Origin of the sequence: Streptomyces sp. NPDC048275, assembly GCF_040652275.1 — a bacterium.
GTDB lineage: Bacteria > Actinomycetota > Actinomycetes > Streptomycetales > Streptomycetaceae > Streptomyces.
The window spans coordinates 1-12,308 of record NZ_JBEZLR010000165.1 but is presented as its reverse complement, the minus strand read 5'-3'; the positions used below and the strand labels follow the sequence as shown (position 1 = coordinate 12,308).

Here is a 12,308-nt window from a genome sequence, read left to right as displayed (position 1 = left end):
GTGGAAAGCGTCCGGCGGGGCGGCAGCCCCAGTCACCAAGGCGTCACCCCCAGTGGCGCGGACGGCGGCAGGCACCGCACACGATGAGCACCCCCGCCCGGCACCAGCCGTACGGGGCCAGACTCGGCGCAGGCTTCCACCTGCACACCCACGCCACCCCCGCCCCACGGACGGGACGGCCACCGGGACACCCTGAGATCTCTTTTCCCAGGACCGGAGCCGGGCCGAAAACCCAGCCCCACCCCGGAAAACCTAAACTCATCTGCGACGCTCAGCCGGACCCTACCCGAGCGACGACAGGGCGCCCGAGCAGCCCCGGAGGAGGCGGCTCCTCCGGGAAATCGCGACGGCCGTTCGCCGCCCCGTGGCAGTATCTGTGCTCCATGAGAGCGTCCCCGGCAGTACGGAGCTTGCGCGCGGCGGTGTTCGCCGTGCTGTGCGTGCTGTTGGCGGCCGAGGGGCATCGGCTCGCGACGGGGGAGGCGCCACCGCTCTGGGCGGACGGTGCGGGGTTCCTCGCCGTCTTCGCGGTGGGCTGTCTGCTGGGCGGCCGGGAGCGGTCCCTGCTCGGGATCGGCGGCGGAATGCTGGCCGCGCAGGCCGGACTCCACCTCGGGTTCGAAGCCGCCCGACCGCGCATGGCGATGAACATGCACGGGGCGCACATGGCGCACGCGCACACCCACGCCATGACGCCCCATGCCACGGCCGTGCACGTGGCCACCGCCCTGCTCGCAACCTGGTGGCTGCGGCGTGGCGAGGCCGCCCTGTGGTCCCTGTTGCGCTGGGCCGTGGCGCTTGTGCCGGGGCTCGCGGCGTGGTGGCGGGTGCGCACCGGACCGTCGCACGTACGGGTCAACAGGGACGTCGTATGCCAAAACCGGACGGAGCCGCGGCCGCTTCGGCAGGTGCTGCTGCGGCATGCCGTCTCCCGTCGGGGACCCCCGGCAGGGCTCGCGTACACGCCCTGACCACATCCACACCAGTACGGAGTTCCACTGATGTCCCCGATACGCACCACCCTGCGCCGGGCCGGCCTCGTCGCCGCCCTGAGCACGGCCGGAGTCCTGACCGCCGCCGGTGCGGCCTTCGCTCATGTGACGGTCCACCCCGAGAGCTACGCCAAGGGCGACACGGACGGCGTGCTGACCTTCCGTGTCCCCAACGAGGAGGACACCGCCAGCACCACGGAGGTGCAGCTCTTCCTGCCCACCGACCACCCGGTCCTGGGGGTCCTGGTCACTCCGCAAGCGGGCTGGACCGCGAAGGTGACGACCACCAAGCTCAAGACGCCCGTCAAGACGGACGACGGCACGATCACCGACGCCGTCTCCGAGATCACCTGGACCGGTGGCAGGATCCGGCACGGCGAGTACCAGGACTTCAATGTCGCCTTCGGTCAACTTCCTGACAGTACTGACCAGTTGAGCTTCAAGACACTGCAGACCTACTCGGACGGCAATGTCGTCCGCTGGATCGAGGAGACGCCGGAGGGCGGCGAGGAGCCGGAGAGCCCGGCACCGGTTCTCAAGCTCACCGCCACTGCCGCGGGGGAGGACTCCTCCGCGGCATCCTCCACCACGGCCTCGTCGTCGGCATCGGAGGCCAAGACCCCTACCGCGAGCGGCAAGAGCAGTGACTCGACCGCTCGCGGCCTGGGCATCGCGGGCCTGGTCGTCGGGGTCCTCGGCCTGATCGCGGCCGGATTCGCCCTCGCCCGCGGCCGGAGCGCCCGCTCCTAGGACCTGTCCGGTCGATACGTGGCTGCCGCCCCGTCGGTGTCAACTCCCTTCGGCGGGGCGGATCGCCCACCGCTGCTCGACCTTAGCCAGTCACCAGTACGCCACGGCGACGGCCCGGACGGCCATCGGTGAACCCGGGCACGTACACACGTGGGGGCCGACGGCTCGGCCACCGTTGCGGGCTGCTGCCTGAGTGAGGCGTGAGAAATTTGCGTACCCACCCGTGATGACCGGCACCCGGATGCGAGGATGAGCCCGCCATGACTGCAGGGTGGTGTTCTCGCACGGTACGGGCCGCGGTGTTCGCGGTCGTCTGTGTGCTGCTCGCCGCCCTGGGGCACGTGATGATGTCCGGCGGCGTGGTGCCCTGGTGGGCCCTGGGCGGTTCGGGCGTGGTGATCGGCGGCATGGGCTGGTGCCTGGCCGGCCGGGAGCGTGGACTTCCCCTGATCGTGTCCTCCGTGGTCGCCGCCCAGGTGGCACTCCACTCGGCGTTCTCACTCGCGCAATCGTCGGGGTCCTCAGGGGCATGGGGCGCGGCAGTTGCGGTCTTCACAGGCGCGGACACCCTGTCCTTGCGGTCCCTGCTCACGGGGTTCACGGGCCACGGAGTGAGCTCGATGTCCATGGGTGCGGCGCACATGGACTCGGCACATATGGGCGCCATGGACATGGGATCGATGGATCCCATGGGGCATACAGCGGGTGGCGGTTCGTCCTCGCTCGGGATGCTCGCCGCCCACCTGCTGGCCGCCCTGCTCTGCGGCCTCTGGCTCGCGCACGGAGAGCGCGCCGCCTTCCGTGTCCTGCGTGTCCTCGCCAGTCGGCTGGCCGCCCCGCTGCGGCTGCTGCTCGCCCTGCCCGCGCCGGCGCACCGCCCGCGCCTTCGTGTCTGCCGCAACCGTTCGGTCCGCGCACCGCGCCGGTTCCTTCTCGTCCACGCGATCACTTCTCGGGGTCCGCCCGCCGGGACCGCTGTCGTCTGAAGACAGCCGGTTCCCCGGGGCGTTCTCTGCTTGCCCCGGGCCTCGGCCGTACGTAGTCGTGCGGCCGTATCCCCTGACGGACCCTCGGCCCTCGCGCGCCCGGTCCGGATCCCGGATGACCCGAGAAGGACACCAGGTGACCACTCCTGCCCTGCCCACCTCACGTGACGAATCGCTGACGTCCTGGGCGCTGGCCGCCCGTGGCGGCGACCCCGTCGCCGTCGACCACTTCGTGCGCGCCCTCCAACGCGACGTACGCCGCTACGTCACCTACCTGGGCGCGGACCCACAGACTGCCGACGACCTCGCCCAGGACACCTTCCTGCGCGCCCTCGGCAGCCTGCACCGCTTCGAGGGCCGCTCCTCGGCCCGTACCTGGCTGCTGGCCATCGCACGCCGCGCCGTGATCGACAGCTTCCGGCACGCGGCGGCCCGGCCCCGCCTGACGGATTCCGACGACTGGCAGCTCGCCGCCGAACGCGCCCAGCCGCGCGGTCTGCCCGGATTCGACGACGGCATCGCGCTCGACGACCTGCTGGCCGAACTGCCCGCGGAACGCCGCGAGGCCTTCGTGCTGACCCAGCTCCTGGGACTGCCGTACGCGGAGGCGGCCCTGGTGAGCGACTGCCCCGTCGGCACGGTCCGCTCACGCGTGGCCCGCGCCCGTACCGCCCTGATCGCGTCGCTGGACGACGCCGAGCGCTGCGGACTGGTCGACGCGATGGCCTGACATGCGCGGCCGAGAAGAAACGCGGCCCCGGACGCCTGGGGGGCGGGCCGGGGCCGCGGGCTCACCGAGTCACCGTGCGGCGGTCACTCACTGTTGAGTTGCCAAGGTGCGGTTCTGCTCGGTTCTGGCAGTCCTGTCAGTCCTGCGTCGGTGCCTGCTTCTTACCGACGAGGAGCAACACCGCACCGCCGACCACGACCAGGGAGATGGCGACGCCCCCGATGATCGGGGTCGCGCCGGAGCTGCCGGTCTCGGCGAGGTTGGTGTCCGAGGCGGAGGCGTCGCCCGTCACCGCCGGGCTCGGCTCACCGACCGTCTGCGTCGTGACGTCGCTCGCGCTGCCCTGCGTCTTGCAGTCGAGCATGCCGGTGAACCGCTCCTCGAAGCCGTTCGAACCCGTGATCGTGAAGTCGTACGCCTGGTCCTCCGGCAGTGGGACCGTCACCGTCTCGGACTCGCCCGCCGCGATGGTGCGCTCGACCCCCGTCAGCTCGAAGGTGAACGGCCCGTCACCCTCGTTGACCGCTGTGACGTCCACGCCGTCCTCGGCGCAGTTCTTCTCGGCGGACAGGGCGGGTATCGCGCCCGTCTTGGCCCAGTTCGCGGTGGCCGTCGCGGAGACCGTGGACTCGCTGGAGCCCGCGAGGATCTGCGTCTGGCTGCGGGTCTCCGAGGCGAAGGCACGGCCTACCGGCACGGTCGTAGACGCCTGCACGGTCAGCGCCGTCGAACCGTCCGTGCTGTCCTTCGGCACGTCGAAGTAGAGCCGGCTGCCGTCCGCCGCAGAGGTGATCGCCTCACCGTTCTTGTCGACGACCTGCACTCCGCCGGCGAAGGCGTCCGCGGGCGGCGTCACCGTCACGCTGTCCGCGTTGGTGCGCACCGTGACCGGACCGAGCCTCTCGCCGGCGTGACCGGAGACCGCCGGCGGGTCCAGGGTCAGTGAGGCCTTCGGCTCCGCCACGCTCCGGGCGCTCTTTTGCAGATAGTCCGCGAGCTTCTCCGCCTGCGGGTCCACCGCGTCCACGTCCGCGCCGTCCGAGTACCGCCAGATGGCCACCTGCGTGCCGGCTGCCGCATCCTGCTCGGTGAGGCCACTCGCGTCGGCCTTCTCGGCCAGGGCAGCGAGGTCGTTCACCTGTGGGTAGGAGTTCTGCAGGATCCAGCGGATCTTGCCCGCGTCCTTGTTGCCGTTCAACGACGTGCCGCTCCAGGAGGTCTCCTGGTACTTGGCGTCCCGCTGCGTCGGATTGTGGAGGTCGACGCAGTAGGTCTGCAGCATGCCGCCGCCGTCGACGGACATCTCGAAGAGTCCCGCGGACACCTGCTGGTCCACGCCGTTGTCGTGGATCACCGCGGACCCGTACGTCTTCAGGCCACCCAGGGTGGCCGTCGCGCCGCCCTGGCTCTGCGGGGCCTCCTCGGCGACGGCGGCACCGGCGGTGGCTATCGCCCCCACGGTGACGAGCCCCGACACCAACGCTGCGGCGGCGAGGCGAGCGGCCCCTCGCCTGCGCGCGAGCAACGCAGAGAACGAAGAAAACACAGAATTCCCCTTCGAGCAGGACCCGTTGACATGGGGGGACGGTCCCGCCAGCAGAATCAGAAGCCCCGTGAGCTATATCCGGCATCGTAAGGACGCGGCGCACCGCCCTCCCCGGTCATGCCGTGGGATAACCGATCCGAATCGGAATCGTTATCGGTCGGCAAGCCTGTGAGCTGCGCTTATCGACAAATCCATGGGGAGTGCCGGGAAGAATCCGCCGATAAGCCGCAGTTCTGCACGGAACGTTCGTTCAGGTCGTACCCATCCCTGACATCACGTCACTCCGGCTGGTTCCGGCTGCCGTTGGGGCCCGGCCTCGGAGGGCCTGCCCGGGTCCGTCGCCCAGCTCGGCTCGGGACGGGGCGTCGAAGCCGTGTCCCCTTCCTTGTTCGGGCGCCGGAAAGCCGACGTGCCGCGGGAAAGGTCGTGGCCGATCGCCACCGCGTCGATGTCCGCCGAGGTCCAGCTCTGCCCCTCGCGCACCTCCGTGCGTACCTTCAACCTGCCCTGCACGATGACGGGATCGCCCACCGACACCGACGCCCCCACGTTGGTGGCGAGCGCTCGGTTGGCCCACACGGTGAAGAAGTTGGTGTGTCCGTCCGTCCACGCGCTCTTCTCGCGGTCCCAGTACCGCGCCGTCACCGCCAGCCGGAACCTGGCCGAAGCCCCGTTCGCCAGCTCTCGATACACCGGCTGCGTCGCCACGTTGCCCACCGCGCAGACCATCGTCTCGTTCATGCTCGAACCCCTCTCCCGTCGGTGCGTCTGACGCGGCGATCGCATGCTGTGCGGTTGCATGCGTTGTGGTTGCATGCGCTGCGATCGCCGCGAGTTCAGATTGCCTCCGCCGGGCCGAGCCCGCTGAGCGCTGTGCACTACCGGCCGGTTGTGGACAACGCCGCCCCTCGAAGGGGTGACGGCACGTCATCGACCGGGGCAGATGTCCCCATCAGCCAGTCACCCGACCGGCGTCGACGCCCCCGTGACCCGCACATACTGCTCCCGTACCTCCCGGTACCGCAGCAACTCCGCCGCCACCGGATCCAGGACCCGTGCCCTTCCGCACCCGGCGGCGGCCTCCCGCAATCGCCGTTCGGCTTCGAGCCCGTACCGGCGGGCCGGTCCGCGCGCCGCCAGCTTGCTGCTCCACTCGACGGCCGGACCGCCGATGATGCCCGCCACCATCAGCAGCACCGGCACTCCGAGATTCGGTGCCATGAACCCGATGACCTGCCCCAACAGCCAGAGCCCACCGGCGATCTGGACGATCGTCATCAACGCCTGCGCGAGCACGGCGACCGGCCACCAGCCCGGACGCGGCGGACGTCCCACCGGTGTCGTGGCGCGCGTCGCCATCTCGTCCAGCGCCTCCGACAGTCCCTGCGCACCGCGTACGGCCGCCTCGCGCACCGCCTGCGCCCAGGGGGCGGGCAGGCCGCGGACCGCCCGGTCCGCCACCGTACGCACGGCCTGCTCGACGCGCTGGCGGGCCGTGGCCTCCTCGTCCGCGGGGGCCGGCACCGCCAGCCGTCCGGTCGGTACCGCGCCCCGGCCCTGGCACCAGCGCCACAGCCGCAGCCAGGGCGTGCCGCAGGCGCGGTTGGCGTTGCGGCGCCAGGCGCGCTCGGCCGCCTGGCCGGCCGCGGTGGCACCCACCGCGTCCGCGAGCCGGTTCGCGAACTCGTCGCGTGCATCCTCGCTGAGCCCGGTCCGCCGCCCGGTCGCGTAGACGGGTCGCAGCCTCGCGGCGGCCCCGTCGAGATCGGCTGAAATTCGACGTGCGGCGGCGCCGCGCTCGGCCACGAACTGACCCAGCGACTCGCGCAGTTCGCCGACACCGTCCCCGGTGAGCGCGGACAGGGCGAGCACGGTCGCGCCCGGTTCGCCGTACTCGCCCAGCGCGATCCCGTCCTCGTCGAGCAGCCGCCGCAGATCGTCGAGAACCTGGTCGGTGGCCTCACCGGGCAGCCGGTCCACCTGGTTGAGGACGACGAAGGTGACCTCCGCGTGCCCCGCCAGGGGCCGCAGATAGCGCTCATGGAGGACGGCGTCCGCGTACTTCTCGGGGTCCACGACCCAGATGACCGCGTCGACGAGTGCCAGGACGCGGTCCACCTGTTCGCGGTGCTCGACGGCCGCCGAGTCGTGGTCGGGCAGGTCGATCAGGACGAGGCCGCGTAGCTGAGCCTCCGCCTCCGGGCTCTGCAGCGGACGTCGGCGCAGCCGCCCGGGGATGCCGAGCCGGTCGATGAGCGTCGCCGCGCCGTCGCTCCAACTGCACGCGATGGGGGCCGCGGTGGTGGGCCTGCGTACCCCGGTCTCCGAAATCGCCACCCCGGCGAGTGCGTTGAAGAGCTGCGACTTGCCGCTGCCGGTGGCCCCGGCGATGGCGACGACGGTGTGCTCCCCGGAGAGCTTGCGGCGTGCCGCCGCCTCGTCGAGGACCCGGCTGGCCTCGGCGAGCGTCTTGCTGTCGAGCCGGGTGCGCGACAGCCCCACGAGCTCGCGCAGCGCGTCGAGCCGAGACCTCAGGGGCCCGTCGTACGCGAGAGGGGGCGGCGGGGCCTGTACGGCGGCCTTGCTGCTCAGTACCGGGAGTACCGGAGCATCCTGGCCGGCGGCTGTCTCGGACACGCGACGGGCGATCAGTCCGTCGTCCCAGGCGGTTTCCGACTCGGTACGCGCGGATGCGTCGTCGTCCGGCACGCGTGCGTGCTCGGCGACGCGCTCCACGCGCGCGTGCCCGTCGAGATGAGGGGCGTCGGGGGAGTTTTCCTCCGTGGCCTCTTCCGGCTCCTCAGAGGGCTCCGCAGGCCTCTCGGAGTCCCTTTCGGCACGTTCGCCGTCCGCGGTTTTCTCGAGGTCCCCCTCCGGAGTTGCGTCCTCGGAGCGAGAGTCCTCGGAGCCAGAGCCCTCGGAGTGAGAGTCCCCGGAGTGAGAGTCCCTGGAGGGACCCTCTTCGCAGGAGCCGTGGTCGGAAGTGCACGTGCCGTCTTCAGAGGGCTCGTCTCCGGGGTGGTCGGCGTGATCCGTGTGATCTGTGACGGCAGTCACCGCGGTCACCTCTCCTTCTGCAGTACGGACAGCACGGCGATGAGTTCTGCCTGGGGCTCTGGATGTACGTCGAGGGCGTCGAGCGGGGCCAGACGCCGCTCGCGTTCGGTGTGCACCGCCCTGTCGACGTACTGAGTGAGGAGGCGCCCGCCCCGGTCGCGCAGCCGCAGGGCGCTGTGCGCGCCGATCCGCTCGGCGAGCCCCTCGCCTGTGGCCCGCGCCTTGCGGCCGCCCAGGAGTGCGGTGGCGAGCAGCGCGGAGACGACCTCGGCGTCCGGTGCGACGCTCTTGTCGAGATGACCGACTTCTTCTTCGACGTACTCCTCGAGGACTCGCCGCCAACGCCGTACGGCCATCCCGATCCGGTGCTCGGCGCTCTCCAGCGTCGGATCGCGGTCCGTCAGTCCCGGAGCGCCCGCGGCCGGTTCGCGCCGCCAGGCCTCGTCCACGCGTTCGTCGGCGGCCGTGACGGAGCACAGCAGGAGCGCGCCGAGGCTTTCGACGAGCGCGTCGAGCAGTTCGTCGGCGGTGCAGTCCAGCGGGTAGGCGCGCCACCGCTTGAGCGCGTCTCCGGAGAGCACGGCACCGGCCTGCAGACGCGCCTTCACGCGTGCGTGCTCGCTGTCGTACGCCCCGTCCACGGCCGCGGTGAGCCGCAGCGCGGCGGCGTACTGCGCGGCGGCCGCGCTGGCCAGCTCCGGCATCCGGGTCTTCAGCGAGTCGAGGACTCCGTGGGCCGTGCGAGCCATCGACTGGTGCCGGGCTCCCGGCTCCTGTGTCTGGTGCACCAGCCACGTACGCAGCGGCGCCACGGCGGTGGCGGGCAGCAGGCCGCCGCCCCACGCGGACTCGGGCAGCTCGGGCACGGTGAAGCGGGGCACCTCGCCGAGCCCGGCCTTGGTGAGCAGGGCGCCGTACTGCCGTGAGACCTCGGACACCACCTGGTGGGGCACCCGGTCGAGCACCGTGACCAGGGTCGCCTTGTGCTCCTTGGCGGTACGCAGCAGATGCCAGGGCACGGCGTCGGCGTACCGCGCGGCCGTGGTCACCATGACCCAGATGTCCGCCGCGCAGATCAGTTCGGCGGCGAGTACGCGGTTGTCGGCGACGAGGGAGTCGATGTCGGGCGCGTCGAGGAGGGCGAGGCCGCGGGGGAGGGTGTCGGCGGTCTCGATCCGCAGCACGCGTTCCCCGCGCTCGACGAGGGCGTGCAGGTCGTCGCCGGGATCCTGATGGGGCATCCACACGCGCGTGAGGTCGGGAAGAACCCGCATTCCGCTGAACCAGTGGTGGTCCTCCGGGTGGCACACCAGTACCGGTGTACGGGTCGTCGGCCGCAATACGCCCGCTTCGCTGACCCGGCGGCCCACGAGCGAGTTGACGAGGGTCGACTTGCCCGCGCCGGTCGACCCACCGATCACGGCGAGAAGTGGTGCTTCGGGTTCTCTCAACCGGGGCACCAAATAGTCATCGAGCTGTGCGAGCAGTTCGTCGCGGTTGGCACGCGCGCGTGGAGCCCCCGTGAGGGGCAGCGGAAAGCGTGCGGCGGCGACACGGTCGCGCAGGGCGGAGAGTGCGTCGAGCAGCTGAGGCCGTACGTCCAAGGTCACCACATGCGAAGAATGCCCAATTTTGGTGTCTTTCTGAAGCATATGAGTATGTCTGCGCGCCGACAGGACACACGGGGCGGAAGGGACGACTGGGGCGCAGGCATAACGAGTGCACAACACCCGGTGCGTGAGACGTCAAAAGCGGTGCACGATTCGTACCTGCCTGCGATTATCAGGACCGCTTCACTGAACCTCCACATCAAGCCACGGAGACGAAGCATCAGGGACAAGGATCCGGGAGCCCTATCCTTGTCCCCGGCAAGGTCACGGATACGCCCACACCCGGGCACCACGACACAGGCCACCACACCCGGCCCCCGTAGCTCAGTGGATAGAGCAGGCGCCTTCTAAGCGCTTGGCCGCAGGTTCGAGTCCTGCCGGGGGCGCCACTCCCCGCCCTCCCTTTGGGAGGGCTTTTTGCTGGGTTCCTCGTCCCCCGCCACGGGTGCCGGACGTTGCCTCCAGTCGTTCACTGCTTGCCCCATCGATCCTGGTGGGGCAAGCAGGAACCATCCGGATGCGCGTTGTGCTGATGGCGTCGCTACTGGTCAGATGCCGGCGACACCCCAATTCACCTCAGGGGATGCGAGGTCCTGCCCGACGCCTCGTCGATCTCGTTGTGGGCCTTGGTCAGGAGCTTCATCGCCAGTTCGTTGAGTGCTCTGGCTCCGGCCACCTCCTCGCCGACCCTCGGCTGGTTGGCGTCGGAGGGGTGGCGGCTGGCGTACCCGTGGGCGCGTACCTCGTTGCCGTCGGAGAGTCTGAGGAGAGCGGCGGCGCGGGTGCGGTGGTCGTCCTCCTCGAATTCCAGCTCGACGTGCCAGCCGACGGCGGTCCGTGCCTTCGGCTCGGTCGTTTGTGGTTGAGCCGACTGCGTGTGTGTCGTCTGCGTCATTGTGATCACCTCCGGGGCGGGCCCCCAGTCCCTGCTACGGCCCTACTACCAGAGTGTGCTCCTTCACCCGACTCCGCACGGGGTGGCGGCCGATGCGGACATGGAGTGGTCGCGCGGGTGCGCAGAGTCCGCACACCGCGCCGGTCAGGTCAGTTGACGCACCCGAGTGCGGGCGGGTTGCCGGGCGCCTCTGGGGCGTCCCCGGTCCACGACGCCCTGACCTACGAAGCCGGATGATCCAAGGTGCTGCGAGCAAGTTCCTGGAAACGCCCAAACAGGTTGTCCTCAGCGTGCTTCAGGTTCTGCAACGTGTCATAGGCGTCGGGTGGCTGCTCCGGTTGGGTACCGATGGCAGGGTGCAAGTCCCTGATCTCTCGTAACGCGTCGAATATGGCCTGCGTCATCTCGCCACCCAAGCCACCAAGAGCAGTAGGCCCTGCAAGGTACACATGGACAGACCGTTCGTGCAGTGTGAGCGTGGCTTCAACAGCGGCACCATCAAGGGCCCCCAGCCGGTCGACATCATCCTGGGTGACCCAACGCAGTGCTCGCACTTTTCGGACCTGTTCTTCACAGGCACCCTGAGACTTGGAAGCGGCGTTCGCGGCGATGATGAAGTCGCTATAGGCCTTCTGCCGAGTCTCTCTCAGCCAATGCGCGTGCGAGACCCTTCCTTGATCTCTCACCTGCCCTCTTGTGGCGGCATAGGTCAGAAGTGCGGTGCCCATCGTGCCTACCACTCCAACACTTGCTCCGAGTACCGCTGCAAGCCCCTGGTCCATGGTCGCCATCTTTCCGCTGAGGCGGCCTGCGTATACCTGATTCTCATGGTGGACTCGGAGCGGTTTCAGCCTTCACTTCCCTTGCGCCGCGTGCGTCTCGCATCCGTGTGAGTCCGGCGACGAGATGCCGCAGGTACGAGGACGTGCCCGACAGCGTTGCACCAAGGGTCAGTTGATGTCGAAGCCGACGAGCCGCAGTTTGACCACGCCGGGCTTGACGGTCGTGACGTACACAGCATGAACGCTCCAGGTATGCCGCAGCCGTTCGGTCGAGGCGGCGACGTCGGCAGGTTCCTGCCCGGGGGTGAGCCGCAGCCGAAGCCGTAACCCGGTGGAGCCGTCGGAGGCTGGATTGCAGAGCCTTTCAGTGGCGCCTAGCGTGAATGTCGGGGACCCCAGGGGCCCAACTCGCTCGCACGATCATGCTGTGCGAGTCGGAAAAGGCCTAGAGGGGACCTGGCGCCGATGACGCTCTGCGCACGGGCCTGTCGGGCGCTGAGAGGCGAAAGGTCACTCATGCCACAATCCATGCGCGCGCTCGTAGCCGGAAAGGTTGGCGAGCCGGCCGATGTCCTGAGGCTGGAATCCCGTCCTGTTCCCACTCCAGAAACCGGTCAGGCTTTGATCCGCGTGAAGGCGACTCCGATTCACGCCAGTGATCTGCACGTGCTGCGTGGCCGCTACGGTTTCTCCCCCGAGTTCCCCACGGTCGGCGGTCACATGGAATGCGTGGGCCGTATTGAGGCCCTGGGCCCGGATACCGAGGGACTGAAGATCGGCGAGCGCGTGGTGGCCGTTGCTGTCCCGGCGGTACCCGGGCCGCGTGTGGCCGGCACTTGGCAGGAATACCTTGTTGCCGATGCACCAACCTCGATTCGTCAGCGGTCTGATCGGTCTCGCTGATTCGGCGCCTTGCCCCGGTTTGTCCGACTGGTCGGTATAGGGGCCTTCGCATGCGCT

General features: G+C 69.8%; 11 protein-coding genes, 1 tRNA gene and 1 pseudogene. 6 read left to right on the top strand and 7 right to left on the bottom strand.

Annotation, left to right across the window (positions count from 1 at the left end):
- Nucleotides 1-383 precede the first annotated feature (383 nt).
- From AB0D57_RS45680 to AB0D57_RS45665, 4 genes are all read left to right on the top strand, one after another.
- The gene (locus AB0D57_RS45680) at nucleotides 384-971 is read left to right on the top strand and encodes a hypothetical protein (protein WP_362088401.1); all 588 of its coding nucleotides are present in this window, start codon (nucleotides 384-386) and stop codon (nucleotides 969-971) included.
- Between the two features lie 30 nt (nucleotides 972-1,001).
- A complete protein-coding gene (locus AB0D57_RS45675) occupies nucleotides 1,002-1,742 on the top strand; it encodes a YcnI family protein (protein ID WP_362088399.1) in 741 nt (246 codons plus the stop codon).
- 260 nt (nucleotides 1,743-2,002) lie between these two features.
- Nucleotides 2,003-2,728: a hypothetical protein gene (locus AB0D57_RS45670; protein WP_362088397.1), complete on the top strand. Its 726-nt coding sequence runs from the start codon at nucleotides 2,003-2,005 to the stop codon at nucleotides 2,726-2,728.
- Nucleotides 2,729-2,843: 115 nt separating this feature from the next.
- Complete coding sequence (locus AB0D57_RS45665) at nucleotides 2,844-3,458, top strand: sigma-70 family RNA polymerase sigma factor (RefSeq protein ID WP_362088395.1); 615 nt, start codon at nucleotides 2,844-2,846, stop codon at nucleotides 3,456-3,458.
- Between the two features lie 136 nt (nucleotides 3,459-3,594).
- On the opposite strand, the gene AB0D57_RS45660 is transcribed toward AB0D57_RS45665, so the two are convergent.
- The 4 genes from AB0D57_RS45660 to AB0D57_RS45645 form a co-directional block, all read right to left on the bottom strand.
- Nucleotides 3,595-5,004: a Cys-Gln thioester bond-forming surface protein gene (locus tag AB0D57_RS45660; RefSeq protein ID WP_362088393.1), complete on the bottom strand. Its 1,410-nt coding sequence runs from the start codon at nucleotides 5,002-5,004 to the stop codon at nucleotides 3,595-3,597.
- Between the two features lie 273 nt (nucleotides 5,005-5,277).
- Nucleotides 5,278-5,745: a single-stranded DNA-binding protein gene (locus tag AB0D57_RS45655; RefSeq protein WP_362088391.1), complete on the bottom strand. Its 468-nt coding sequence runs from the start codon at nucleotides 5,743-5,745 to the stop codon at nucleotides 5,278-5,280.
- Between the two features lie 219 nt (nucleotides 5,746-5,964).
- Nucleotides 5,965-8,061 (bottom strand): YfjP family GTPase, encoded by a 2,097-nt coding sequence (locus AB0D57_RS45650; protein ID WP_362088389.1) that lies wholly within the window; start codon nucleotides 8,059-8,061, stop codon nucleotides 5,965-5,967.
- A 5-nt stretch (nucleotides 8,062-8,066) separates the two neighbouring features.
- A complete protein-coding gene (locus tag AB0D57_RS45645; protein ID WP_362088387.1) occupies nucleotides 8,067-9,674 on the bottom strand; it encodes a dynamin family protein in 1,608 nt (535 codons plus the stop codon).
- A 310-nt stretch (nucleotides 9,675-9,984) separates the two neighbouring features.
- Here AB0D57_RS45645 and AB0D57_RS45640 point away from each other — a divergent pair.
- Nucleotides 9,985-10,060: transfer RNA gene (locus AB0D57_RS45640), tRNA-Arg, on the top strand.
- Between the two features lie 182 nt (nucleotides 10,061-10,242).
- On the opposite strand, the gene AB0D57_RS45635 is transcribed toward AB0D57_RS45640, so the two are convergent.
- The 3 genes and pseudogenes from AB0D57_RS45635 to AB0D57_RS45625 form a co-directional block, all read right to left on the bottom strand.
- Nucleotides 10,243-10,566 carry a DUF1876 domain-containing protein gene (locus AB0D57_RS45635; protein WP_362088385.1) on the bottom strand — a complete coding sequence of 108 codons (324 nt, stop codon included), beginning with the start codon at nucleotides 10,564-10,566 and terminating at the stop codon, nucleotides 10,243-10,245.
- Between the two features lie 221 nt (nucleotides 10,567-10,787).
- On the bottom strand, nucleotides 10,788-11,294 hold the full coding sequence (locus tag AB0D57_RS45630; protein WP_362088383.1) for a hypothetical protein: 507 nt from the start codon (nucleotides 11,292-11,294) through the stop codon (nucleotides 10,788-10,790).
- A 157-nt stretch (nucleotides 11,295-11,451) separates the two neighbouring features.
- A pseudogene (locus tag AB0D57_RS45625) lies at nucleotides 11,452-11,663 on the bottom strand (conjugal transfer protein TraS); the annotation flags it as partial.
- Between the two features lie 150 nt (nucleotides 11,664-11,813).
- Here AB0D57_RS45625 and AB0D57_RS45620 point away from each other — a divergent pair.
- Entirely contained in the window at nucleotides 11,814-12,251 is a 438-nt protein-coding gene (locus tag AB0D57_RS45620; protein WP_362088381.1) for an alcohol dehydrogenase catalytic domain-containing protein, read from the top strand.
- The last annotated feature ends 57 nt before the right edge of the window (nucleotides 12,252-12,308 follow it).